The organism is Pantoea sp. Lij88 (assembly GCF_030062155.1).
In the GTDB taxonomy this organism is placed as follows: Bacteria; Pseudomonadota; Gammaproteobacteria; order Enterobacterales; family Enterobacteriaceae; genus Pantoea.
In genome coordinates this window covers 804,753-829,547 of sequence record NZ_CP118269.1, presented here as the reverse complement: position 1 = coordinate 829,547, position 24,795 = coordinate 804,753, and the positions used below count along the sequence as shown (strand labels likewise).

General features: G+C 57.3%; 17 protein-coding genes and 3 tRNA genes. 8 read left to right on the top strand and 12 right to left on the bottom strand.

Features of this window, described 5'->3' with window-relative positions; translation table 11 throughout:
* Positions 1 to 94: 94 nt before the first annotated feature.
* Together ppnN and xni are read left to right on the top strand one after the other, a co-directional pair.
* The gene (gene ppnN, locus PU624_RS07815) at positions 95 to 1,459 is read left to right on the top strand and encodes a nucleotide 5'-monophosphate nucleosidase PpnN (protein WP_283547186.1); all 1,365 of its coding nucleotides are present in this window, start codon (positions 95 to 97) and stop codon (positions 1,457 to 1,459) included.
* A gap of 34 nt (positions 1,460 to 1,493) precedes the next feature.
* Positions 1,494 to 2,249, top strand: coding sequence for a flap endonuclease Xni (xni, locus tag PU624_RS07810; protein WP_283547185.1), 756 nt, complete (start codon positions 1,494 to 1,496; stop codon positions 2,247 to 2,249).
* Positions 2,250 to 2,273: 24 nt separating this feature from the next.
* On the opposite strand, the gene rlmM is transcribed toward xni, so the two are convergent.
* The 4 genes from rlmM to PU624_RS07790 form a co-directional block, all read right to left on the bottom strand.
* Entirely contained in the window at positions 2,274 to 3,374 is a 1,101-nt protein-coding gene (gene rlmM / locus PU624_RS07805; protein ID WP_033783981.1) for a 23S rRNA (cytidine(2498)-2'-O)-methyltransferase RlmM, read from the bottom strand.
* Positions 3,367 to 3,762, bottom strand: a complete 396-nt coding sequence (locus tag PU624_RS07800; protein ID WP_013358901.1) for a DUF423 domain-containing protein — start codon at positions 3,760 to 3,762, stop codon at positions 3,367 to 3,369. Before PU624_RS07800 ends, rlmM begins: the two co-directional genes overlap by 8 nt.
* 51 nt (positions 3,763 to 3,813) lie before the next feature.
* Entirely contained in the window at positions 3,814 to 4,731 is a 918-nt protein-coding gene (locus PU624_RS07795; protein ID WP_283547184.1) for a transcriptional regulator GcvA, read from the bottom strand.
* A 333-nt stretch (positions 4,732 to 5,064) separates the two neighbouring features.
* On the bottom strand, positions 5,065 to 5,289 hold the full coding sequence (locus PU624_RS07790; protein ID WP_090965769.1) for a YgdI/YgdR family lipoprotein: 225 nt from the start codon (positions 5,287 to 5,289) through the stop codon (positions 5,065 to 5,067).
* Positions 5,290 to 5,498: 209 nt separating this feature from the next.
* On the opposite strand from PU624_RS07790, the gene csdA reads away from it, so the two are divergent.
* Together csdA and csdE are read left to right on the top strand one after the other, a co-directional pair.
* Entirely contained in the window at positions 5,499 to 6,707 is a 1,209-nt protein-coding gene (gene csdA / locus PU624_RS07785) for a cysteine desulfurase CsdA (RefSeq protein WP_283547183.1), read from the top strand.
* A gap of 2 nt (positions 6,708 to 6,709) precedes the next feature.
* Positions 6,710 to 7,165, top strand: a complete 456-nt coding sequence (gene csdE / locus PU624_RS07780; protein ID WP_283547182.1) for a cysteine desulfurase sulfur acceptor subunit CsdE — start codon at positions 6,710 to 6,712, stop codon at positions 7,163 to 7,165.
* On the opposite strand, the gene tcdA is transcribed toward csdE, so the two are convergent.
* Together tcdA and mltA are read right to left on the bottom strand one after the other, a co-directional pair.
* Entirely contained in the window at positions 7,144 to 7,956 is an 813-nt protein-coding gene (gene tcdA, locus PU624_RS07775; protein ID WP_283547181.1) for a tRNA cyclic N6-threonylcarbamoyladenosine(37) synthase TcdA, read from the bottom strand. The genes csdE and tcdA overlap by 22 nt on opposite strands.
* Positions 7,957 to 8,004: 48 nt before the next feature.
* Positions 8,005 to 9,153 carry a murein transglycosylase A gene (mltA, locus tag PU624_RS07770; RefSeq protein WP_283547180.1) on the bottom strand — a complete coding sequence of 383 codons (1,149 nt, stop codon included), beginning with the start codon at positions 9,151 to 9,153 and terminating at the stop codon, positions 8,005 to 8,007.
* A gap of 203 nt (positions 9,154 to 9,356) precedes the next feature.
* Between mltA and PU624_RS07765 the strand changes: the two genes are divergently transcribed.
* The 3 genes from PU624_RS07765 (at position 9,357) to PU624_RS07755 (ending at position 9,705) form a co-directional block, all read left to right on the top strand.
* A tRNA-Met gene (locus tag PU624_RS07765) sits at positions 9,357 to 9,433 on the top strand.
* Positions 9,434 to 9,498: 65 nt separating this feature from the next.
* Positions 9,499 to 9,575 (top strand) — tRNA-Met (locus tag PU624_RS07760).
* Positions 9,576 to 9,628: 53 nt separating this feature from the next.
* Positions 9,629 to 9,705 (top strand) — tRNA-Met (locus PU624_RS07755).
* Between the two features lie 112 nt (positions 9,706 to 9,817).
* Here PU624_RS07755 and amiC read toward each other — a convergent pair.
* Complete coding sequence (gene amiC / locus PU624_RS07750; protein ID WP_283547179.1) at positions 9,818 to 11,062, bottom strand: N-acetylmuramoyl-L-alanine amidase AmiC; 1,245 nt, start codon at positions 11,060 to 11,062, stop codon at positions 9,818 to 9,820.
* Between the two features lie 232 nt (positions 11,063 to 11,294).
* On the opposite strand from amiC, the gene argA reads away from it, so the two are divergent.
* The gene (gene argA / locus PU624_RS07745) at positions 11,295 to 12,623 is read left to right on the top strand and encodes an amino-acid N-acetyltransferase (protein ID WP_003853937.1); all 1,329 of its coding nucleotides are present in this window, start codon (positions 11,295 to 11,297) and stop codon (positions 12,621 to 12,623) included.
* A gap of 50 nt (positions 12,624 to 12,673) precedes the next feature.
* Here the strand turns inward: argA and recD are convergent, their stop codons facing one another.
* From recD to PU624_RS07720, 5 genes are all read right to left on the bottom strand, one after another.
* Positions 12,674 to 14,515, bottom strand: coding sequence for an exodeoxyribonuclease V subunit alpha (recD, locus tag PU624_RS07740; protein ID WP_283547178.1), 1,842 nt, complete (start codon positions 14,513 to 14,515; stop codon positions 12,674 to 12,676).
* Positions 14,512 to 18,051: an exodeoxyribonuclease V subunit beta gene (gene recB / locus PU624_RS07735; RefSeq protein ID WP_283547177.1), complete on the bottom strand. Its 3,540-nt coding sequence runs from the start codon at positions 18,049 to 18,051 to the stop codon at positions 14,512 to 14,514. Before recB ends, recD begins: the two co-directional genes overlap by 4 nt.
* Complete coding sequence (ptrA, locus tag PU624_RS07730; RefSeq protein WP_283547176.1) at positions 18,048 to 20,939, bottom strand: pitrilysin; 2,892 nt, start codon at positions 20,937 to 20,939, stop codon at positions 18,048 to 18,050. Before ptrA ends, recB begins: the two co-directional genes overlap by 4 nt.
* Positions 20,940 to 21,047: 108 nt before the next feature.
* A complete protein-coding gene (recC, locus tag PU624_RS07725) occupies positions 21,048 to 24,425 on the bottom strand; it encodes an exodeoxyribonuclease V subunit gamma (protein ID WP_283547175.1) in 3,378 nt (1,125 codons plus the stop codon).
* Between the two features lie 101 nt (positions 24,426 to 24,526).
* Positions 24,527 to 24,766, bottom strand: coding sequence for a prepilin-type N-terminal cleavage/methylation domain-containing protein (locus tag PU624_RS07720; RefSeq protein ID WP_349372160.1), 240 nt, complete (start codon positions 24,764 to 24,766; stop codon positions 24,527 to 24,529).
* Positions 24,767 to 24,795: the final 29 nt, after the last annotated feature.

Genomic DNA, 24,795 nt, shown 5'->3' with positions numbered 1-24,795 from the left:
GGTGATGGCGGCAACCTGCGGGTTGCCGACCAGGGATTTTCGTCACTGCCTTTGCAGTGCCAACACGCACCCAGGCGGGTGTAAAGGAGTTCATTTGATTACCCATATCAGCCCACTTGGCTCAATGGATCTGCTCTCGCAGCTGGAAGTGGATATGCTGAAGCGCACAGCCAGCAGTGACCTCTACCAGCTGTTCCGCAATTGCTCCCTGGCCGTGCTGAACTCCGGCAGCCAGACTGACAGCAGCCACGAACTGCTCTCCCGCTTTGAGAATTTCGACATCAACGTGCTGCGCCGTGAGCGCGGCGTCAAACTGGAACTGATCAATCCGCCGGAAGAGGCGTTCGTGGATGGCCGCATCATCCGTTCACTGCAGGCAAACCTGTTTGCCGTGCTGCGTGACATCCTGTTTGTCAGCGGTCAGCTCAACATGCCGGGCCGTTTCACGGCAGCGGAAGAGAACGATTCCGCCACGATCACCAACACCGTCTTTTCTATTCTGCGTAATGCGCGGGCACTGCACATCGGCGAGTATCCCAACACCGTGGTGTGCTGGGGTGGTCACTCCATCAACGCTGTCGAATATCAGTATTGCCGCAATGTCGGAACGCAGCTTGGGCTGCGTGAACTGAACATCTGTACCGGCTGCGGGCCGGGCGTGATGGAAGCGCCGATGAAAGGAGCTGCCGTTGGCCACGCTCAGCAGCGCTATCGTGACAGCCGCTTTATCGGCCTGACCGAGCCCTCAATCATCGCGGCTGAACCGCCGAATCCGCTGGTGAATGAGCTGATCATCATGCCGGACATTGAAAAACGTCTGGAAGCTTTTGTGCGTATTGCCCACGGCATCATCATCTTCCCTGGCGGCGTCGGCACGGCAGAAGAGCTGCTCTATCTGCTGGGCATCCTGATGAATCCGCACAACAGCGATCAGGTGCTGCCGCTGATTCTGACCGGCCCGAAAGAGAGCGCCGATTACTTCCGCGTGCTGGATGATTTCATCGTTAACACGCTGGGTGAACAGGCGCGGAAGCATTATCAGATCATCATTGATGACGCGGCAGAAGTGGCGCGTCTGATGAAGAAAGCGATGCCGCAGGTGAAAGAGAATCGTCGCGAAACCGGCGATGCTTACAGTTTCAACTGGTCGATTCGCATTGAACCGGATCTGCAGGTGCCGTTCCTGCCAACCCATGAAAATATGGCGAACCTCAATCTCTACACCAACCAGCCTCCCGAGAAGCTGGCTGCCGACCTGCGCCGCGCCTTCTCAGGCATCGTCGCGGGTAACGTTAAAGAGATGGGCATCCGCGAAATCCGTGAGAAGGGACGCTTTAAACTGCATGGCGACCCCGACATCATGCACCGCATGGATGAACTGCTGCAGGGATTCGTTGCTCAGCAACGCATGAAGCTGCCAGGCACCGCCTACATCCCCTGCTACGAAATTATCAAATAAACCAGGAGGCAGCCCACGGGCTGCCCATACTCTCATGGCTCTTCATCTTGTTATTGTTGACGCGCTGAATCTGATTCGCCGTCTGCATGCGGTACAAGGCTCACCCTGTGTCGAAGGCTGCGTGGCCGCGCTGCGCCAGGTACTGGGTCACGCCCATCCAACGCACGCTGTCGCCGTATTTGATGGCGAAGCGCGTCATCAGGGCTGGCGGCATCAGCTGCTTCCCGATTACAAAAGCGGTCGCCCGCCGATGCCAGACGATTTACAGGCAGAGATGCCAGCGTTACAGGAGGCTTTTCGCGCCGCAGGCGTCAGCTGCTGGATAGCGGGCGAGGATGAGGCGGATGATTTAGCGGCGACGCTGGCGGTGAAAATGGCTCAGGCCGGACATCAGGCCACCATTGTCTCCACTGACAAAGGCTATTGTCAGCTGCTGGCACCCGAGATCCGTATTCGCGACTATTTTCAGAAACGGTGGCTCGATCTGCCCTTTATCGACGCTGAATTTGGCGTGGCACCACAGCTGTTACCCGACTACTGGGGATTGTGCGGCATCAGCAGCAGTAAAATTCCGGGCATCACCGGCATCGGCCCGAAAAGCGCGAAACAGCTGCTGACTGAGTTTCATACGCTCGAAGGGATCTATCAGCAACTGGATAAGGTACCCGCCAAATGGCAGGAAAAGCTCGCGGAAGGCCAGCAGATGGCTGAGATCAGCCGTCAGGTGGCCACGCTGAAGCGGGATCTGGTGTTGCAGGGAAATCTGAATACGCTGCGTTATACCGGCTGAGTGCGATTGCACTCAGCCCGGCGATTAACGTTCGTCGCGACGGCCACCGGTGGCTGCCCACATACGGCGCACATGAACCGTCACCTCTTCGCGGTCATGATAGAGCTGGCGGGCGCGAATCTGCACGTTAATGCCATTCTCATCAAAGCGCTCCTGCATCATTGCCAGATTCTGCGTCACCTCTTCATAACGCTTTTTCATCGGCAATTTGAGGTTAAAGATCGCTTCACGGCACCAGCCGTTGACCAGCCAGTCGGTCATCAGGTTAGCCACGCGAACCGGCTTCTCCACCATGTCACACACCAGCCAGCTGATGTTGGTGCGTGGCGGACGGAATTTAAATCCATCGGCTTTCTCGTGCATCACCTGGCCGGTATCCATCAGGCTTGGGGCCATCGGTCCGTTGTCCACCGCATAAACCATCATGCTGCGCTGGACCAGCTGATAAGTCCAGCCGCCCGGACAGGCTCCGAGATCCACGGCGTACATGCCACTGGCTAAACGCTCATCCCACTCATCCGCAGGGATAAAGACGTGGAACGCCTCTTCCAGCTTAAGCGTGGAACGGCTTGGTGCATCGGAAGGAAACTTAAGGCGTGGAATACCCATGTAAAACGGCGAGCTGTTTTCCCGGATGGAGTAGCCAACGTAACAGGTGCCAGGTGCGATGAAAAAGACATGCACCACAGGGCGTTTCGGACTTTCATAATTCAGCAGAATTTTGCTTTCACGCAGTGCTGAACGCAGCGGCACGGTGAACTTACGGCAGAATTTGGTCAGCTCTTTGGCTTCGTTGGTGTCAGGTACTTCAACACGCAGTTCGCCGCCCTTCTCCACCACGCCAGTCAGCATGCCGACGATCGGGGTGATGCGATCTTCCTGCGGCAGGTCACGCAGCATTTCGCCGACGACCAGCATCTGACGGGCAAAGATCAGCTCGTCAAACGGCAGTTCACGCGCCAGACGCTCCGCATCTTCAAACTGATAGCACTCAAACAGCACGTAACCGGAGTCATCTTTAACCCGTGGAAAGCCGTAGATTTCACGTTCGGCCGCTTTGGCGCTGATTTCCGCCGCACACTCTTTTTCAAAACCGGGACGACAATAGAGTAAAACTTTATTCATGGCGTTCTGCCTTTCGTTTAAGACGCAGAGCGCCAATCAACATCAATACCCAACCGGCAAGGAAACAGATCCCGCCCACTGGTGTGATAAATACCCAAAACTTCAGGTGTGACAGCGCCAGACAATAGAGGCTGCCACTAAACAACACGGTGCCGAGCGCCATCAGCGCACTGCTCCAGTAAAACCAGATATTGGCACGGCGTAACATCGCGGCGCCCAGTCCCATCACCGCTAAGGTGTGATAAGCCTGATATTCCAGCCCGGTATGAATCCAGGCCATTTCAGCCGCGCCAAGCGACTGACTCAAAACGTGGGCACCAAATGCGCCAAAAGCCACCAGCAGAAATCCGCTGATAGCCGCAAAAACAAACATGGCACGACTGGACATTAACCGATCCTCTGGGTGCTTTTTGCATCTGAATGCAAACAAATCAAACTGTTACTGTTGATAGCGGAAGCGGAATTTTTCTTGTTCGGTTGCCGCTTTTTCCAGGATCCACTGTCGGAAGGCGGCTATTTTACCCAGTTCTGCCTGACTGTCATGACAAACCAGATAAAAAGCGTTTTTACTGACTAATACATCATTAAACGGGCAGATTAACCGTCCGGCTTCTATTTCACTCTGCGCCATCACATTATTTGCCAGCGCCACCCCCTGACCGTGGATTGCCGCCTGCAGCACCATGGCGCTGTGGCTGAAGATCGGCCCCTGCTGCACATTGATATGCTGCAGACCCAGTTGCCGGATATACGACTGCCAGTCACGGCGGGAGGCATCATGCAGCAGGGTAAAGCGCGAGAGATCCATCGGCGTTTTCAGCGGGTTTTCCCCGGTCATCAGCGATGGCGAACAGACCGGCAGCAGATATTCGGCATAGAGTTTTTCAACCCGCAGACCGGGCCAGTTGCCCCGTCCGTAGAAAATTGCCACATCAACATCGTCGGCCAGTTTCTCTTCGTCACGGTCAACCGCCTGGATACGCACGTCGATTCCCGGATAAGCCATATTAAAGCTGGAGAGGCGGGGAACCAGCCACTGAATGGCAAAGCTCGGCAGTAAACTGACCGTCAGCGCACCCTTGGCACTGCGCGCCTGCAGTTTGCGGGTCGCTTCATTGATCGCCTGGAAAATCTCTTTGATGTCGAGATAGTAGCTTTGCCCTTCTTCGGTCAGTAACAGCGAACGATTCCTCCGGCGAAACAGCTTTAACCCCAGAAAATCTTCCAGAGATTTAATCTGATGGCTTACAGCAGCCTGGGTGACAAACAGCTCTTCAGCGGCTTTGGTAAAGCTTAAATGGCGCGCAGCGGCATCAAAAACACGCAGTGCGTTGAGAGGAGGAAGGCGTTTCGACATGGTTTTCCGTATCCGGATCGGCGAAAAATACGCAGGCTTATGCAAAGCGTTTACGTATTAGAATTTTTAATCCGAGGCATTATAATTTGTCCGTTGAGGAACCTCCAGCAAATACCTATAGTTGCCGCACTTCCTGAGCCGGAACGAAAAGTTTTTAGAATTGTGAGTGAGTTCGCAGATTTTCTGAAAGCTTTTGGCTTGTGGTCGTGATGTTGTGTTTGCAATTTTTGATCCGACGATTGCGGATCGAGCTCTTAATTCCTGTAGATTTACCCTGTCTGTCCATAGTGATTTTTAAATAGCACCGCTAATTGCGGTGCTTTTTTTTGCGTATTACTTGCCAGACTCGACCATTTCTTTGACATCAGAGCGGTTGATTTGCTGCTCGTTGCCATTCGCATCTTTATAGCTGATCATGCCGGTATCGTTATCGACTTTAGGCTTGCCGGCAGCGACAATGGTGCGTCCATCATTGGTATGCATCACGTAATTGCTTGAACAGGCAGTCAGGGTGAAAGCCAGCGTACACATGGCCAGTACTGCGGTAAGTTTTTTCATCTGCTATCTCCTTGTAGATTGATTGCATCAAACCACCCGCGTTACGCTAACCCGAGGCAGCCGATAAGTGAGTTCGACTAGTAAACGTCCCGTAGTTATGCGGGTTTGGTTCAAACCTTGCAATATTCAGCATAACGCGCTTTTCCAGCTTTGCCAGACGCAGACCATTCTTTCAGTTTGGTCCTAATTTTTCTTATCATGGACCAGGCATGACCGCATTTAATCCCACCGCATTCCGCCAGCAGTTTCCCGCGCTCGCCGACGCCGGCGTTTATCTCGACAGCGCGGCGACCACGCTGAAGCCGCAGGCCGTCATTGACAGCACGCAGCAGTTTTACAGCCTCAGCGCGGGTACGGTACATCGCAGCCAGTTTGCCGCCGCCCAGGCCTTAACCCATCGCTATGAACAGGCGCGCAATCAGGTTGCCCGCTGGCTCAACGCCGCTGACGATCGTGAGATTGTCTGGACGCGCGGCACCACCGAAGCAATAAACCTGGTGGCGAACAGCTGGCTGCGGCCGCGCCTGCAGCCCGGTGATGAGATTGTGGTCAGCGAGGCGGAACACCACGCCAACCTGGTTCCCTGGCTGATGGCCGCTCAGGCGTGCGGCGCCCGCGTCGTAAAATGGCCGCTGGGGCCGGACCATCTGCCGGATATCAGCCTGTTACCTGCCCTGCTCAACACCCGCACCCGCCTGCTGGCCGTGGGTCAGATGTCGAACGTCACCGGCGGATGTCCCGATCTTGCCAGGGCGATTCCGCTAGCGCACGCCGTGGGTGCGAAAGTGATGGTCGATGGCGCGCAGGGCGTGGTGCACTGCCCGCCTGACGTACAGACGCTGGATATCGACTTTTACGCTTTTTCCGGCCATAAGATTTACGGCCCGATGGGCATTGGCGCGTTATATGGCAAAGCGGAACTGCTGGAGGCGATGGAGCCCTGGCAGGGCGGCGGTAAGATGATCACGGATGTCGATTTCGGTGGTTTCACGCCGCAGCCGGTGCCGTGGCGCTTTGAGGCCGGTACCCCGAATGTGGCGGGCGTGGTGGGTCTGAGTGCAGCACTGAGCTGGCTGGCGCAGTACGATCTGCCCGAAGCGGAGCGCTGGAGTCAGCAGCTTGCCTCGCTGGCGGAAGAGCAGCTGGCAGAACTGCCCGGCTTCCGTAGTTTCCGCTGTGGCAACGCCAGTCTGCTGGCTTTTGAATTTGCTGACCTGCATCACAGCGATCTGGTGACGCTGCTGGCCGAACAGGGCATCGCCCTGCGCGCGGGCCAGCACTGTGCGCAGCCGTTGCTGGCGGCGCTGGGCGTCAGCGGCACGCTGCGGGCCTCTTTTGCACCCTATAATAATCTGCAGGATGTTGATGCGCTGGTGCGCGCCATGAAAGGCGCCATCTCGCTGTTATCGGAGTTTTGATTATGCGTTCATCGCTGTTAGCGCCACACCCCTTTGGCGAACAGATTACCGTTGCCAGTCTGAAAGAGAGCTTTAGCCGCTTTCATCAGTGGGAGGATGGTTATCGTCAGCTGATCCAGCTAAGCCGCCAGTTGCCTGCCTTGCCGGAGGAACTGAAAACAGCGGACATTGAACTGAGCGGGTGTGAAAACCGGGTCTGGCTGGGCAGCCAGTTAACTGAGGATGGCTCACTGCACTTCTATGGTGACAGTGAAGGACGGATTGTGCGCGGCCTGCTTGCCGTACTGCTGACCGCGGTTGAGGGCCAGACGCCGGAGCAATTGCTGGCCACCGATCCCTTAACCCTGTTTGATGAACTGGGCCTGCGCGCCCAGCTCAGCGCCTCCCGCAGCAGCGGCCTGCAGGCGCTGACCACCGCAGTTGAGCACGCCGCACGTCAGGCGCTGACGGCGTCCTGACGGGCCGCGCGAGCCAGAAACTTCTTCAGCGCATGCGAAACGGCAACAAAGCCGAAGGTGGCGGTGACCATGGTTGCTGCGCCAAAGCCGGATGTACAATCCATTCTCTTCGGACCCTCTGCCGTGCTGCGTGAAGCACAGACACTGCCATCTGCCTGCGGATAGACCAGTGCTTCGGTGGAAAAGACGCAGTCGATGCCGAGTTTACCTTTGCTGTTTTTCACCACACCCAGGCTTTTCAGTCGCTCACGCAGCTTCGCCGCCAGCGGATCCTGAATGGTTTTCGCCAGATCGCTGACCTGGATCTGGGTCGGATCGATCTGCCCGCCCGCACCACCGGTAGTGATCAACGGGATTTTATTCCGGCGACACCAGGCGATCAGCGCCGCTTTAGGCCGCACGCTGTCGATAGCATCGATCACGTAGTCAAAACCGGCGGCCATCAGTTCGGCGGTGTTCTCTGGCGTAATAAAGTCATCAATGCAGATCACTTCGCAGTCGGGATTAATCGCACGCAGCCGATCTGCCATCACGTCCGTTTTGGCTTTGCCAACGTTGCCCTGCAGCGCGTGAAGCTGTCGGTTGGTGTTAGTAATACAGACATCATCCATATCTATCAGGGTGATTTTACCAATCCCGGTGCGCACCAGTGCTTCCGCCGCCCAGGATCCGACGCCGCCAATACCGATGACGCAGAAGTGTGCGTCAGCAAAACGTTGCAGCGCATCCTGGCCATAGAGACGCGCCGTGCCGCCAAAGCGCTGATGCCAGGCGTCATTTAACACTTTCATAGTTGAACCTGTTACGTCGTGCGGGCCCGGAGGCCCGCAGAGAAGAAATTAGTTAGCGCCGAGAAGCAGTGAACCATTATTACCGTTTTGCGGGCTGGAGAACAGCGGCTGTCCGGCCCCCGGTGCGGCTTTGATCACCCAGACGCGTCCGTAATGATTGTAGAAGCCCGCCAGATGTGCGGCGTCCGGGCCGATACCCTGATAGATATCAAAGTGCTGGCCTTTAATCGCGCCGCCCACGTCGAGCGCCACCATCAGGCGCATCTCATATTTGCCGTTGAATTTGCCCTTCTCATTTAACTGCGGCACTTCCGCCAGCAGTACGGTGCCCGCCGGAATAATTGAGCGGTCAGAGGCAACGGAGGCTTTCGCTACCAGCGGAACGGCACTGGCACCGCGCACCGGCGTAAACGGCTCAGCTTTAAAGAAGACGAATGACGGATTGGTTTCCAGCAGCGCACGCACTTCCTGCGGAGAGTGCTCCTGCGCCCACTGGCGAATCGCCTGCATCGACATATCTTCACGCTTCACTTCGCCGCGATCGATCAGCTCTTTACCAATACTGTGGTAGCCCCAGCCATTTTTACCGGCGTAACCAAAGAAGGTCATCGGGCGGCCATCGCCAAAGTCGACATAACCACTGCCCTGCACGTCCATCATGAAGTTATCAATCAGCGAGTTGCTGTAGGCAATGACGTAGCGGTCATCAAGTCCGCCACTATAGATAGAGGCGCGGCTCGGTAATTTTTCACCGCGTTTACGCGGCGGCATGCGGTAGATCGGATACTGGAACTCACCCTGTCGGGTGTAACGTGCTTCGACGACCGGCGTGTAGTAACCGGTGAACTGCACGTTACCGTAGTTATCCGTTCCCTCCATCTGCCAGGCGTTCAGGCCATACTGACGAAGCTGTCGCGTATCGGCTCCCGCCATCAGCCAGCTTTCAATTGCGCTGTAGGTGCCGTTCTGACGACTATAAAGGGCGGATGACGCGGACTGAATCTGGCGCACCTGATCGCCAAAATCTTTGCCATTAACCGGCGCGCCTTTCGCGTTGGGCTGATTCACCAGCGCCAGCGGCTGTTCAAATTTGCCATCTTTATATTGCTGACCGCGATCGGTCGGTTTAGAGCTACAGGCCGCCAGCAGCGTGATTAACGCGCCAGTAAGTGCATACTTCACCCAATGTGATTTCATTATCTTCTCTTTTTATAACTGTTCGCCCCGCGACGATAGCAAAGCCCCCGACAGAATGAAATGCATCCGCTTTGACCGGGCGCATATCAGTTCAATAATTAATCAGATGGCTGAATCCTTCAGCAACTGGCTGTTAATTTGACGTTTATCTGCAAAAAGGGGTTGCATGAATCAGCGCGGAGAGTATAGTGCGCTTCCACGGACGCGGGGTGGAGCAGCCTGGTAGCTCGTCGGGCTCATAACCCGAAGGTCGTCGGTTCAAATCCGGCCCCCGCAACCAATACTTCTGAAGCAGTTTTACAGAAGTCACAGTGTGAGAAGTAAAAGTAATAGAAGCAATACGGACGCGGGGTGGAGCAGCCTGGTAGCTCGTCGGGCTCATAACCCGAAGGTCGTCGGTTCAAATCCGGCCCCCGCAACCAATACTTCTGCAGTAGTTTTACAGAAGTCACAATGTGAAAAAGTATGATACGGACGCGGGGTGGAGCAGCCTGGTAGCTCGTCGGGCTCATAACCCGAAGGTCGTCGGTTCAAATCCGGCCCCCGCAACCAATCATTTAAACACCTGAAAGGGTGTTTTTTTGTTTCTGACGTTCCCGGAACGCCTCTTTAGCCCTCTCTGCCCTGAAAAGCGCGCGGATAGCCGGGCTACCCGCACTCCCCGTTACCGATGGGCCAGTGCCGCCCCACTCTTCACATACGCCCTGATACCCTCCAGAATCGCCTCCGCGACCTGATGCTGATAGCGGGTGGTTCGCAATTTACGCTCCTCTTCCACATTACTGATAAACGCGGTCTCTACCAGAATGGACGGAATATCCGGGGCTTTCAGCACCGCAAATCCGGCCTGATCCACGGTGCGTTTATGCAGATGGTTGATGCGCCCCATGCGATGCAGCACCTCTTTACCAAATTTCAGGCTGTCGTGAATCGTCTGGCGCTGCACCATATCGAACATGGTGTGATCCAGATAGCGGTCACCGCTTTTGCTGACACCACCAATCAGGTCGGATTCATTCTGCGTCTGCGCCAGGAAACGGGCGGCTGCGGAAGTGGCACCGCTGGTGGATAAGGCAAACACCGAAGAGCCACGCGCTGCGCGACTGGTAAAGGCATCCGCATGAATAGAAACAAAGAGATCGGCACGCAGTTTACGGGCTTTGGCGACCCTGACGCGCAGCGGAATAAAGACATCTTCATTGCGCGTCATATAGGCTTTCATGTGGGACTCTTTATCGATCAGCGCTTTCAGCCGCCGTCCGATCTTCAGCACAATATCTTTTTCGCGGGTCTTATATTTGCCGTGCGCACCCGGATCTTCCCCGCCGTGCCCCGGATCGATCATGATGATGATCGGACGATCGCGCCCCGCTTTACCCGGCAACGGGGCCTGCACGCCCTCATCTTTCTCCAGATCGCCCTGGTTATAATCTTTCAGCAGGGCCAGCAGTGGATCCTCTTCTGTCGGGTTCTGGCTCGGATAGAGATCGACCACCAGCCGGTGATTGATCCCGGCGACCGGTGAGAGATTGAAGATCTTCGGCGCGACGTTGCGCTTCAACTCCAGGACGACGCGCACCGTGTTGCTGTCGAACTGGCCGACACGGGCATTTTTGATAAAGGGATCGTCAACACGTACCTGCTTATCCACCCCTTTCAGGGCCGAATTGAGATGCAGGCCCTGAATATCTATGACGAGGCGTTCGGGATTGCTCAGCGCGAACTGCTTATACTTCAGTGCGACATTTGACTCCAGCGTCATGCGCGAGTAGGTGGATGAGGGCCAGATACGCACCGCCACTATGTGGTTCTTCGCCGCCATCCCTGTGCGGCTGACGCTTAACAGCAGTAAGGCGCCTGTCCCCTGTAAAAATCGTCTGCGTGAAAATTGGGAATTACCGTCTGACATGCCGCTCCAGCTGCTGTGTTATGTCTAAAAAATCGCCAGTTAATCAAATGGCGGCGAAAACTTTATCCAATCCGCAGGATGATGTCACTCCGGAAACCCTAAATAATGCAGGCTGTTAGCGTCTTTGACACTCATAAAAACGTAAATTTTCGTCAGGATTAAGACTTGCAAAATCGGGCGTAAAAGCATAAAAATACAAAAAATACGAATAAACATTCACTGAGGGTTGGCCGTGAAGGAACGTAGTACCGAACTGGTTCAGGGTTTTCGCCATACCGTTCCCTATATCAATGCCCACCGGGGTAAAACCTTTGTCATCATGCTCGGTGGCGAAGCGATTGAGCATGAGAACTTCTCCGGCATCGTTAATGATATCGGCCTGCTGCACAGCCTGGGCATCCGCCTGGTCGTCGTTTATGGCGCCCGGCCGCAGATTGATGCCAGCCTCGCCCAGCAGCAGCTGGAGCCGGTTTATCATAAATTTACCCGGGTGACTGACGCGCAATCGCTGGAGTTAGTGAAGCAGGCTGCTGGCCGGTTGCAGCTGGATATCACTGCCCGCCTCTCGATGAGTCTCAACAACACCCCGCTGCAGGGTGCGCATATCAATGTGGTCAGCGGCAACTTCATTATTTCACAGCCGCTGGGCGTGGATGATGGCGTGGATTACTGTCACAGCGGGCGTATCCGTCGTATTGATGAAGAGGCCATTCATCGTCAGCTGGATAACGATGCCATTGTGCTGATGGGGCCGGTGGCGGTTTCTGTTACCGGCGAAAGCTTTAATCTGACTTCGGAAGAGGTTGCCACCCAGCTGGCGATTAAGCTCAAAGCGGAAAAAATGATCGGTTTCTGCTCTGAACAGGGCGTACTGAACAGTGAAGGCGAAATCATCTCCGAGCTGTTCCCGAATGACGCGCAGGCGCGTATCGACGAAATTGAAAAGGAAGGCGACTATCTTTCCGGAACGGTGCGCTTCCTGCGTGGTGCCGTAAAAGCCTGCCGCAGTGGCGTGCGCCGCAGCCATTTAATCAGTTATCAGGAAGATGGCGCGCTGTTGCAGGAGCTCTTCTCACGCGACGGTATCGGTACGCAGATCGTGATGGAGTCGGCCGAGCAGATCCGTCGCGCCAATATCAACGATATCGGCGGCATCCTCGAACTGATCCGCCCTCTGGAGCAGCAGGGCATTCTGGTGCGTCGCTCACGCGAGCAGCTGGAAATGGAGATCGATAAATTCACGATTATTCAGCGCGACAATCTGACCATCGCCTGTGCCGCGCTCTATCCGTTTATGGATGAGAAGATTGGCGAGATGGCCTGTGTGGCGGTTCATCCTGACTATCGCAGCTCTTCACGCGGTGAGATGCTGTTGCAGCGCGTAGCGTTGCAGGCGAAGCAGATGGGGCTGGAAAAGCTGTTTGTGTTAACCACGCGCAGTATCCACTGGTTCCAGGAACGCGGCTTTACGCCGGTAGATATTGAGTCACTGCCTGAGAGTAAAAAAGAGATGTATAACTATCAGCGTCGTTCAAAAGTGCTGATGGCCGACCTCACCTGATTTAATCCGGAAGGGACAGGCACCACCACGGTGTTCTGTCCCCTTTCATCTCAGCCAGTTTCCCCCAGTCGCTCCACCAGACCGCTGCGTCGCTGCGTTTGCAGCTGCACGGCACGCTGAAACACGCCTGGTTCGCTGTAAATGGTCAGTTGTCTGCGCGCACGGGTAATCGCGGTATAGACCAGTTCACGGGTCAGCACCGGCAGAAACTGCGTAGGCATCACCAGCGCGGTATGTTCAAACTCCGATCCCTGCGATTTGTGCACCGTCATCACCCAGGCGGTTTCATGTGAAGGCAACCGGCTCGGCTGAATCGCCTTAATCGACCCATCCGGCAGCGGGAAAAAGACCTTCAGGTTGCCCTCATCATCCCGCAGCGTAATGCCGATATCGCCATTAAACAGGCCGAGCGCGCTGTCATTTCGGGTAATCATCACCGGACGCCCTTCATACCAGCGGCTGCCCATGCCGGGACGCCGGATGCGCTGCAGCTGCATCAGTCGCTGCTCAATGCGCTGGTTCAGACCCTGCACGCCAAATGGCCCGTCACGGAGTGCACACAGCAGCTGATAACGGCCAAAAGCGGCGATCACTTCAGCGGGCGGTGCCTGTTGTCTGATGAGCTGCAGGAAGGGCTGATAGCCCTGTGCGACTTCATCGAGCATCGCCTGATACGCTTCAGCACTGTCCAGCGGCTGGTAACTGACATCTTCATGAGCCGCAGCAAACACTGCCCTGACCTGCTCTGCATCGCCCTGATTGATCGCTTTGGCCAGCAGGCCGATGCCGGATGAGGCGTCAAACCGATAACTTTTCTGCAGCAGACAGATGCTGTCACGCACTGCCGGGGCCTGCGCATCATCACTGCCCTGCAAAGTGCAGCCGGTCAGCAGAGCGAGCTGCTCTGCCCGCTCCAGGCTGTAGCCGCTTTCCGTGCAGCGGCAGATATCGCCCAGCACCGCACCGGCTTCAACGGAGGCCAGCTGATCGCGATCGCCCAGAAACACCACGCGGGCATGAGCAGGCAGCGCGGCGATCAGTTTTGCCATCATGGAGAGATCGACCATCGACGCTTCATCCACCACCAGCACATCAAGATGCAGTGGGTTACCGGCATGGTAGCGTAGCCGCTGGGTATCGGGCTGCGCGCCCAGCAGGCGATGCAGCGTGGTGGCTTCGGCGGGAAAACGCCGCCGCTCTTCGTCGCTGACCGCCAGATCCTGCAGCGCGCGGCCCAGTGACTCGGTCAGCCGCGCGGCGGCTTTGCCGGTCGGTGCCGCCAGCTGAATACGCAGCGCGCCGGGATTCAGGCGAATCAGGGCGGCGAGCAGTTTCGCCACCGTGGTGGTTTTGCCGGTGCCCGGCCCGCCGGAAATCACCGCCGTCTTGCGGGTCAGCGCCACGGCCGCCGCAATTTTCTGCCAGTTCTCCGGCTGGTCGCCAAACAGGCTGTTAAGTACGTCGCCTGCGGCGCTGATATCAAAGGCGGTTTTCACTTCCTGCGCCGCAAAGAAGTCGGCAACCCGGCCTTCGCTGTGCCACAACCGATGCAGATATAAACGCTGGTTACTGAGCACCAGCGGCGTCACCCGGCTGCCGTCACTGACCGCCGGCCAGTCTGCAAAGCGTGATGGCCAGTCATCCGGCGCGTCAGCCGCCTGCCAGATGGCCTGAGCCAGGGCAGGCTGACGCCCGGCAAACAGGTTCGCTTCACTGAGATTGCTCAGCGGCAAACAGACGTGCCCTTCACCCGCTTCAGCGCTGACGCAGGCGGCCGCAAGCAGTAGCGCAGGATCGGATTCCGGCGCCACCAGCTGGGCAAACTGAATATCCAGCGGCCGCAGGAGACGCTTCTCTACCGCCTGCAGCAGCAGACTCAGCATGTCACTCATAACGTCTCCCCGGTTTCACCAAACAGTGCATCGATCTCTTCCACAAAGGCTTCGTCAGGTCGGGTGGCAAAAATGCCGTTGTCCGGTGAGCTGCCATCCATCCCGCGTAAAAACAGATAAAATACCCCACCAAAATGTTGCTGATAGTCATAGTCCGGCAGGCGATGTTGCAGATAGCGATGCAGCGCCAGCGTATAGAGCTGATACTGCAAATCGTAGCGGTGGCCAATCATCGCCTGCGCCATCGCTTCAGGCGTATAAGCAGCGTGACTTTCCCCCAGCCAGTTCGATTTGTAATCCAGCAGATAATATTTTCCCTGCCAGCGGAAGACCAGATCGATAAAGCCCTTCAGCATGCCGCGCACCTGACGAAAATCCAGGGCCGCAGCCTGCTGTGAAAGGCTGTCGTGCCGGCGCAGCAAATCGTCAAGATCGTCCGCCGTCAGCAGGTTGTTGATCGGCAGATAGAACGCCATCTCGATCAGCCGATCGCTGCTTTTGATCGCCGACAGCGTCAGCCCCTCCGCGTTGAGCGGGGTATGTAACACCCGATCGATCCACTGTTCAATGACCGGTAACCAGCTCAGCGGATAGCCATTATGCTGCAGCTGATCTTCCAGCCAGATGCGATCCGGCGGCTCGGTAAAGTCGATCGACTCGAACAGGCCGTGCAGGAAGGTGCCGGGTGCCGCACCGCGCGGAAAGTGGTGTGGCGTCAGTTCCGCCTCTTCCCCACTCTCCTCTTCGCCCGCCGCATCGATATCGAAGTTGGGCAGTGCATCCAGCAGCGGCGAGTTGTGATGCTGTTGCAGGCCAGAGTAACTCGTTACCCGCCAGACATCCGCCAGCGCGCGGGTCACGTCGCGGCTGCTTAACGCCTCATCACCCTGCTCAGCGTCCTGCCATATTTCCCCCGGAATCAGATCCTCTTCAACCAGCGCAATGCCTTCACCGGTTAATGCATTGAGTCGCTGGCTGAGCTGCTGCGCATCGGCCGCCTGACCCTGCTGCACCAGATAGCCCAGCGCGCTCTTGTGCAGATCGCTTTCGCCCTCTTTTTTGCGGGTGCCTTTGATCAGCGGTGCAATGCCGACGCTGCAGTGATAGACCGAACGGGTCAGCGCCACGTAAAGCAGACGCAGATCCTCCGCCAGACGCTCCTCTTCGGCCAGCGCCAGACTCTGCGCATCGCCCTGCACATCGAGCAGCGCCGTGAAATTGTCGCGATCGTGATAGAGCGCGCTGGCAGCCTCTCGGAACCCGGCGGCAAAGGGCAGCCAGACCAGCGGATACTGCAGCCCTTTTGATTTGTGGATGGTAATGATCTGCACCAGATGGCGGTCACTTTCCAGTCGCAGCTGCTGGCTGGAGGCCTGGCTGTTCGGCCGGGCGATCTGCTGCGCCAGGAAGCGCACCAGGGCGTGCGGGCTCTCCAGCTGCACCGAGGCTTCCTGCAGCAGTTCCCCCAGATGCATCAGGTCAGTCAGACGACGTTCACCGTTCTCCGAGGCCAGCATATTCTCCGCCAGCTGCCGCTTGATCATCACATCACGCAGCATCGGTAATACGCCGCGCTGATGCCACAGCTGCTGCCAGACGGCAAACTGCTCCACCAGCGCATCCCACTCCCGCTCATTCTGTGTCAGCGCGTCCAGCGTTGCCGCGTCGATGGCAAAAATAGAGGTCGCCAGCGCGCTGCGCAGCAGCCGTTCCTGCTCCGGTGCCTGAATCGCCTGCAGTAACCAGAGCAGTTCGCGCGCTTCCGGCGTGGTGTAGACGCTGTCACGGCTGGAGAGATAGACCGACGGAATCGACAGCGCATTCAGCGCGTCGCGAATTAAACCGGCCTCATTGCGACTGCGCACCAGCACAGTGATATCGGAAGCCCGCACCGGCTGCAGCGCCTCGCCTTTGCCCAGACAGGCGCGTCCCTGCTGTCCTGCCACCAGCCAGCGGCTGATATCGGCCGCACACTGCTGCGCCATAAACTGCTGGTAATCGCTGTTACCGACGCCCTCGCCAGGCTGCAGCCAGAACCGTAACGCCGGTTGCTGCTGCTCGTCAAAAATCAGCTTCAGCGACTGATTGGGCGCAGCGGGCCTAACCGGCTGAAAGGGGATCGCCGAGAACAGGAAAGGCGAATCGAGCTGAGAAAAGAGGCGGTTGACGCTCTCTACCATTTCCGGTGAAGAACGCCAGTTGGTATCCAGTGTGTAGTGAGCACTGATTTCATTTCTGGCCCGCAGATAGGTAAAAATATCTGCGCCGCGAAACGCATAAATCGCCTGCTTGGGATCGCCAATCAGAAACAGCGCCTGTTCCGGCTGATTAATATAGAGCGTGCGGAAGATGCGATACTGCTGCGGATCGGTATCCTGAAATTCATCAATCAGGGCCACCGGGAAACGTGCCCGGATGGTTTCGGCCAGCAAAACGCCGCCGGGCTGCTGCAGCGCCTCATCCAGCTTACTGAGCAGATCGTCGAAGCCTAACAGCGCCCGTAACCGTTTCTCGCGCTGTACCGTGGCACGCACATCGGTCAGCGCCTGAGCAATGATCACATCCCGCAATGACAGCGGTTCGGCCAGGAACTGATCGATCGCCTCAAACAGCGAATGGCGCGGCGCTTCGCCTTTTTTGGTTTTCTCATCCAGCACCTGCTGCCCAAAGCGCTCCAGCTCTTTAGGCAACTGGTAATCCAGCGTTTCGCTGCCGGCCCACTGCGTGACGCGGGCGACCCAGTTGGGCAGATGTTTGCTGCTGTAGCTGCGTTTATCCACGCCGGATGCGCTGATCATCCCCTCAACATCGGCGCTGAGCGCCTGCCACTGCTGCTTGATAGCCTCGATGCGTGCCAGATTGCTGGCGTGACGTGACTCCAGCGTCTCGCCTGCGGCGGGCGGACGTTTCAGGCCCGGCGATTCACCCTGTAGCCAGGGACGCAGCGTTGTCAGCAGGCTGTCCGGCCCGCTCCACTCTGCGGCGATAATGCGCGCCACATCAAGCGTCAGTGGGTAGCACTGGCGACGCCAGAAATCGGCGGTCGACTGCTTCAGCAGCGCCTGCTCATCTTCAATCAGCTCCTGCTCAAACAGCATTCCCGATTCAAAAGCATTGAGATTGAGCATCCGCTGACAGAAGCCGTGGATGGTGAAGATAGCGGCTTCATCCATCTGCCGTTCTGCCGCCAGCAACTGCGCGGCGGCCTGACTCAGATCCGGCATCTGCGCCAGCAGTAACTGATGCATCGGGTTGCTGCTTTTGCCGCGAATACAGGCCAGACGCAACTGATGAATGTTCTCGCGGATTCGCCCGCGCAACTCAGCGGTCGCGGCCTCGGTGAAGGTCACTACTAAAATTTCTTCTACTGAAAGCGGTCGGCTATACGCATTTTCTCCGCCCAGACCCAGCAGCAGGCGCAGATAGAGCAGACCAATGGTAAAGGTTTTTCCGGTGCCCGCAGACGCCTCAATCAGCCGCTCGCCTCTGAGCGGCAGCGTTAAAGGATTCAGCGATACGGGAGGTAACTGCGTCATTGGGTCTCACTCTTTACCGGCAGCGACTGCTGCAGTTGCGCCACTTCATTCCAGGTTTTCCAGCCAGGCTGGCGGGCAAATTCAACTTTGCCATTGCCGGTACCGGCAATCTGCGAGGTCATCGCCATGCCCTTGTGTTCGATCACGGCCTGTCGGAAAAAGTCTGCCAGGCTGGCCGGGGTTAACCGCTGAACCTGCTCTGTCATTTTTTGCCGGGTATCAAATTGATCATTCTGCCGATCAAAGTCGCGGCTGTAGCGATCCGCTTCCTCAAAGAGCGTCTGCGGACGCTGCTGCAAATCATTGATCATCGCCTGCTGATACTGGGCAAAGTCGGCCTGCTTCATGCTGCGCAGCCGTTTTTCCGCCTGCGGATAGAAGGCCTGATAGCGCTGCAACAGCCAGTCCGGTTGTTTGCTGTTACTTTGCAGCAGGAAGCCGATCCCCCACTGGCGACCGACTGGCATCTGGAAGGCAAAGACCGCGTAGCCGAGCTGCTCTTTGGTACGCAGCTGATTGTAGAACCAGGGCTGCACAATCTGGCTCAGCATGGAGCTGTGCGCCATGCTCTGATATTCACTGTATCCCATTGGCACATAGAGCGCGGCCAGGGCGGAGTCGGTGCTACTGCCCTGCTGCTGCAGGTTGGCTTTCAGCGGCTTTTTAATGGTCACATACTGGCTGTGCCAGTCGCGGGTGGCATGACTCTGCATCTGCTGCTTAAGCTCATGTCCCAGTTGCTTTACGCTGTCAGCACTGAGGTTACCCACCACCAGCATCTCTGGCGTGGCGTCGCGGAACAGCGTATCGCGATAGGTCGTCACCTCTTTGAGCGAGATGGTGCTGACCAGCCTGCGGCGGGCCTCACGCTGGGTATACGGCAGCTGCGACAACAGCTGCATTGGCTGAATCGCCTGCTCAAACGCCTTGCCTTTTTCCGCCGCGTCCAGCCGCTCCAGATACCAGGATTTGGCCTGCTCCAGCTGCTGTTCTGTCGGCTGGAAGGTGGCATAACCTTCCACCAGTTTCTTCAGCAGTGTCGGCAGGCGCTGAGTGAAACCACTGGCGCTGAACACCAGCCCCTCATCTTCACCGGTTGAGAAGCTGATGCCGCCTACCGAGGCCTGCGAATTAAGCTCGTCCAGAGCCAGGCTGGAGAGATAGTCATTCAGGCCAAACAGCACCTGCTGACGGGCGTCGCTGATGGCGTTTTTATTGCGTAACGCCAGGGTGATGGCTGCTTTTGGCTCGCTGGCGTAATAGCGGCTGGGCATCCAGTAAATGCGCATACCGTCTTCGTTTTCCAGCTTCACCGGATGCGGATACGTTTTACCGTCTGACGGCAACAGGGTGAAATCATCCGGGATATACGGATTCAGCACGGGCATCGACAGCGTAATCTGGCTGGCGCGCTGCTGCCAGTCGGCAAAGGTTTGGGGCGTGATCTTCTCAACCTGATAAGGGGCATCCACAAAATAGGCTGTTTTATTGTGCGGCTCCTGCGGGCTGATGTACCAGATGCGCGCATGCTGCGGGGTCATCCCGTCAAGCCGGGCTTTGATAGCGGCGGCATCGTACTGATCCGCCAGATAAGGCGCATCCAGCGTATGTTCAACCGGCACGCGCAGCATGGTATCGACCAGCCATTCGATGTAATCCATATCGCGGGTGAGGGAGGGATAGCGGAAATCGAGCGCCAGTACGTGTGAAACTTCATCGAAATAGCGCTTATCATCAGCCTGCTGACGCAGCAGATTGATGTAGCTGAATATCGCCGCCACCACTTCGTCACGCTGTGCCAGACCTTTATCCGTGAGTGAAGCGGTGATCGCAAACACGCCGCTGTTACGCTCGGTCATCGGGTCCGCGCCCGCATTCACCCCGTCGGCCAGCCCCTGTTTTTGCAGCCAGTCGGTCAGGGTATTTTTACTGCGGTTACTGATTAAGTAGCTGATCAGCGTGTCAGTTTTACTGCGGAAGCGATCGCTGTTGTTGGCAATGCGGAATTCAATTTTGAGCTGCTTGCGCGGCTGCGCCGGAACGTAATGAATGATGATGCCCTGCTGCGCATCCGTCACCACCGGCACCGTAATCTCCGGCACGCTGGCGTCATGGTTCTGCACCCGGCCAAAGGTTTTAGCCGCAATCGACGCCATCTCCGGCAGCGGTTTGTTGCTGTAGATCACCGCCTTCATCAGGTTGGCGGAGTAATGAGTGTGATAGAAATCCAGCAGCGCCTGGTGCAGTTTACTGCCGGGCTTATCTTTCAGGGTTTCAAGATTGCCGCCCGAGAAACGTGACGCTGGATGGGCCGGGTTCAGGGTTTCTGCGCCAACCTGAGCCATACGCAGGCCATCGCGCGCGCGGGCCATCGTCAGCTCGGCATTCACAGCGTGGCGCTCGCGGTCGGCATTAACCGGATCCAGCAGCGGCTCAGCCACCGCATCGGCGAGGCGATCGACCGCTGGTTCCAGCGAATCGTTTTCGACTTCCAGATAAAAGGCGGTGCGATAAGAGGCCGTACTGGCGTTGTGGCTGCCGCCATGCTTTTTCAGGAATTCAGCAAGGTTGTCCGGCTGCGGGTAGCGCTTTGAGCCCATCAGCACCATATGCTCCAGGTAGTGCGCCAGTCCCGCCTGCTGATCGGGATCGTCCAGCGATCCTATCGGCAGCGTCAGCGCCGCCAGCGATTTCGGTGCCACCGGATCGGAAACCAGTAATACCGTCATCCCGTTATCCAGCCGGATCGCCTGATAGTGACGGGGATCCTGTTCACTTTTGCGAATGGTGTCGTTAACTGGCTGCCAGCCCGATGATGTCTGCGCCTGTGCTGTGCAAGCCGCCAGGCTTAACATTAGCGCCGCTATCCAGCGTGCGTGTACCCGCATGTAAACCCCTCTCGTTTCCCGATAAACCGCCAATGTCGGACCCGGCGGCTCAAAGCAGAGCAAAATTTCTGTGTTATGAGTCAGAAAGCAAAAACGCTTTCTGATCGGCTATTCATCATCCTGATGTGCAGCCAGCACCGGTAAATACCAGCGCTGTGCCGCCTCAGTTATCTGCTGTAGTTGTGATTCATCCAGCACCCGGCAAAGACGTTGCAGATAGGGATCGCTGCCTTCCCCCTCAAGCTGATAGTTGCCTGACCAGGCCGTCAGCAGGCGATTGCGCGCCTTGATCTGGGTGGCCTCATCTGTCAGTAGTTGCTGACTTTTTTTGTCGTAACTGGCGGTGAGCCACGCGCCGCCACTCCTGTTAAGCAGCATCAGCGGCTGACGCATACCGTCGAGATAGCCAGCAACATACTCATTCAGTGCAGCGATCGCCTCGGTCTGCGGTACGGCGAGGAAACACCAGCGGCTTTGCTGCCGGCCAAACATCCGGCTGCTGCCAGTGCCGCCCAGCGCGCAGTAAACCAGGTGCTCCAGCCACAGCAACAGTCCGTCGTTCATGTTGAGCACGCCAGGCCGCCAGCGCAGCAATCCATCATCCTGCACCTGCGTCAGCCAGCCGGTTAAGCTGACCTGCTCCAGCTGCAGATTCACTTCCCAGCTCTCGCCGTCGCTGCGTTGCGTTACTACTTCTGCCGCCACTTCCTGCATCTCATCGCGTTGCGCCTGCCAGAACAGCTCACCGAATGCGCCGTAAGGCAGATTCCCGGCCGCACGATGATGCGCATAGAGCCGCTGAGTGTCCTCGCTTTCGACCAGGGCATTCAGCAGCTGCGCGTTAATCTGATAACGTTCCAGGTTGTCGAGGGCAAACGGCTCGCTGTCGGGCAGTTCGTTCTCCTCCAGCCAGAAACTCACGCCCAGCCGCTGATGGAACCAGGCACGCACCGGATGTCGCCAGAAGCGCAGAAAGGCCTCCAGCGTCAGCGCATCAATGAGTGGCGCCTCCAGCGGCTGAACAAAATCGGGTTGGGGCTGCCCTGCGCCCTGCGCGGCAGGCAGCCACTCTCGGGCGAAACTCTGCAGTCTGGCCGCTGGCTGGAAGTTCTCCGCAGCAAACGGCATCCGGCTGTGCAGGTGCTGAAGATGCATCCGCACCCGTTCGGCACTCTCATCCAGCTCAAGATGACCGTCGCCGTCCAGATAAAAACTCTGTCCAATGTAATCCAGCAGTTCTGTGACCAGCACCGAAGGGTAGCGTTCCGTATTGTCCTGAATCGCCCGGCCGATATAACTGATGTAGAGCTGCTGCTGTGCCGAGATCATCGCCTCCAGGAAGAGGTAGCGGTCATCATCACGGCGGCTGCGGTCGCCTTTGCGGGACTGCTGCTGCATCAGATCAAAGCCTAACGGCGCTAAGGTGCGCGGATAGACGCCGTCGTTCATGCCCAGCAGACAGACCAGCTGAAAAGGAATAGAGCGCATCGGCATCAGGGTACAGAAGTTAATCTGTCCGGCCAGGAATCGCTGGCTGATGCGCTGCTGATCAAGCCGGCTGCGCAGATCATCGCGCAGTATCGCCACCGGAATCGCCTCTTCAAACCGCGCATCCATGCCATATTCAATCAATTGCTGCCACTGCTCTTCCACCAGCAGCAAGGCGGCCTCGGTTTCTGCATCGGGGCTGAAAAAGGCATTCAGCAGCTCCCGGCACAGGGGCAGCCAGGCCGTCAGTGGGCGGGGTTCAGCCAGCACCTGTCGCCAGTGATTAAGTCGGGAGAGCAGCTCAGCCAGATGGCCCGCCAGTTCCCCCACCAGTCCACTCGACTCGTCATAGGGCAGAATCCCTTCCCAGTCACCGTTGTGGCTCTCCATCGCATAGCCCAGCAGCATACGCTGCAGGCCAAAGCGCCAGGTGTGCTGGCCGGTAATCGGGAGTGACAGGGCTTCTACGCTGGCATCATCCAGCCCCCAGCGAACACCCGATTCGCTGACCCAGCGCCGCAGTAAGCGCAGGCCGCTTTCATCAATGGAGAAGTGGGAAGCCAGCGCCGGGACATCCAGCAGCGCCAGCACATCCTCAGAGACAAAACGGCTGTCCGGCAGCGCCAGCAGATGCAGAAATGCCACAATGGCCGGATGAGCCTGACTGGCCCGGCGATCTGAAATCGCAAAAGGCAGATAGCGATCGGCAGGTGCGTTAGCGAACACGGCCTGAATAAAAGGCGCATAGGCGTCGATATCCGCCACCATGACGATGATGTCACGCGCTTTCAGCGTCGGGTCGGCCTCCATCATCGCCAGCAGATGATCCTGCAGTACTTCGACTTCACGCTGGGCGCTGTGACAGACCTGTACCGCAATTGAGCGATCCGCCGGATCCAGGCGGCGCTTCTGATCGCTATGCGCCAGCTCTGCCGCATTCAGCCCAATGACGGCGTTATCCTGCAGATTGAGAAGATCGTGCTGCATGCAGTGCAGCAGGTTGTCCGGCTCCACATCCACAAACGCATCGATATCGTCGTTCGACTCCATCTGACTGAGCAGAAACAGGTTGTCGCGCCCCAGCTTGCCCCATGAGGCGAGCAACGGGTTAGTCAGCTGCTGTTCGCCAGCGTCGTTAAACAGTGCCGGTGCCTGCTCTGCATCCCGGAAGAGTCCGCGTGATTCATCGGCACCATGGCGTCGGCGCTGACGGCTTTGCAGTTTCGCCAGAAACGCATAGTCCTGAATATCGCCCCAGTAATCGCGGCAGGGATTGGTGAACAGCAGATGGATGTCGATGTGACGTCCCAGTGCCTGCAACGCCTGCAGATAGACCGGCGGCAGCGCAGAGATGCCACAGATGAAGACCCGCTTAGGCAGATTTTCCGGCGTGCGTTTCGCCTGCTCCAGCGTATGAATGAAGCGCGAATAGAGGTTGGCACGGTGCCATTCAGGCTGGCGCAGCGCCTGGGTATAACTCACCAGATCGCGCCAGAGTGCGGCCTGCCAGCGCTGCGCGTCACCCAGCCCCTCAATGGTTTCACCGCGCTCCCAGCTGTTGAGCCAGTCGGCGCGATAGACCAGATACTGGTCGAACAGATCGGCCACGCGGGAGCTGAGCTGAAACAGTTTTCGCTTGTCGCCGTCATCATGAAGATAGTGGCGTAAAGAGGTGAACTCTTCATGCTCCAGCATCACCGGCAGACGGTGCATCAGCTTCCAGCCCATGCTGGCCTTACTGAAGGCACTTTCTACCGGGATATCGGGCAGGACGCGGACGAACATCTCCCAGATGAAACTGGCGGGCAGCGGGAATTCGATATTGGCCGCAATACCAAAGGTTTGCGCCAGCTCCATTTGCAGCCACTGCGCCATACCCGGGCTCTGCACCAGCACCATTTCTGAGGCGAAAGGATCATCAAGAGGATCATGTTTAATCACCGCAGCCGCCAGAATCTTCAGCACATCAAGCTGATTTGAGTGATAAACGTGAAACATGAAAACTCCTGTGATAACTCAGAACATGACTGCGGTATTGCGGCTCTGTCACTTTACCGCGTATCGCGGTTGAAACCCATCAAAAGGGCGACCCGCAATGTTTAACAGCGCAGCCGTGTCAGGGTGGCACTGCGCTGATAAGGCCCCGTCACTTCTGCCCGTTGCAGGGTGCAGCCTGAGGGGCCGCTCAACTGTTGCAGCGTGGATTTCCAGCCTGCCACTTCATGCCCTGCCAGACGTCGCTCCGCAACCCGCCATGCCTCACGCTGATACCACTGCTGGCTGAATCCCACTGCCAGTGCGCGATGATAGTGCAACAGAGTGCTGCTGCTTAATGCCATTAACAGCAGAGCAAACAACACTTCCGGCA

Coding starts and splice junctions, on each gene's coding strand:
- xni (WP_283547185.1), top strand. CDS start 1,494: ATGGCTCTTCATCTTGTTATTGTTGACGCGCTGAATCTGATTCGCCGT.
- rlmM (WP_033783981.1), bottom strand. CDS start 3,374: ATGAATAAAGTTTTACTCTATTGTCGTCCCGGTTTTGAAAAAGAGTGT.
- PU624_RS07800 (WP_013358901.1), bottom strand. CDS start 3,762: ATGTCCAGTCGTGCCATGTTTGTTTTTGCGGCTATCAGCGGATTTCTG.
- PU624_RS07795 (WP_283547184.1), bottom strand. CDS start 4,731: ATGTCGAAACGCCTTCCTCCTCTCAACGCACTGCGTGTTTTTGATGCC.
- PU624_RS07790 (WP_090965769.1), bottom strand. CDS start 5,289: ATGAAAAAACTTACCGCAGTACTGGCCATGTGTACGCTGGCTTTCACC.
- csdA (WP_283547183.1), top strand. CDS start 5,499: ATGACCGCATTTAATCCCACCGCATTCCGCCAGCAGTTTCCCGCGCTC.
- csdE (WP_283547182.1), top strand. CDS start 6,710: ATGCGTTCATCGCTGTTAGCGCCACACCCCTTTGGCGAACAGATTACC.
- tcdA (WP_283547181.1), bottom strand. CDS start 7,956: ATGAAAGTGTTAAATGACGCCTGGCATCAGCGCTTTGGCGGCACGGCG.
- mltA (WP_283547180.1), bottom strand. CDS start 9,153: ATGAAATCACATTGGGTGAAGTATGCACTTACTGGCGCGTTAATCACG.
- amiC (WP_283547179.1), bottom strand. CDS start 11,062: ATGTCAGACGGTAATTCCCAATTTTCACGCAGACGATTTTTACAGGGG.
- recD (WP_283547178.1), bottom strand. CDS start 14,515: ATGAGTGACATGCTGAGTCTGCTGCTGCAGGCGGTAGAGAAGCGTCTC.
- recB (WP_283547177.1), bottom strand. CDS start 18,051: ATGACGCAGTTACCTCCCGTATCGCTGAATCCTTTAACGCTGCCGCTC.
- ptrA (WP_283547176.1), bottom strand. CDS start 20,939: ATGCGGGTACACGCACGCTGGATAGCGGCGCTAATGTTAAGCCTGGCG.
- recC (WP_283547175.1), bottom strand. CDS start 24,425: ATGTTTCACGTTTATCACTCAAATCAGCTTGATGTGCTGAAGATTCTG.
- PU624_RS07720 (WP_349372160.1), bottom strand. CDS start 24,766: ATGGCATTAAGCAGCAGCACTCTGTTGCACTATCATCGCGCACTGGCA.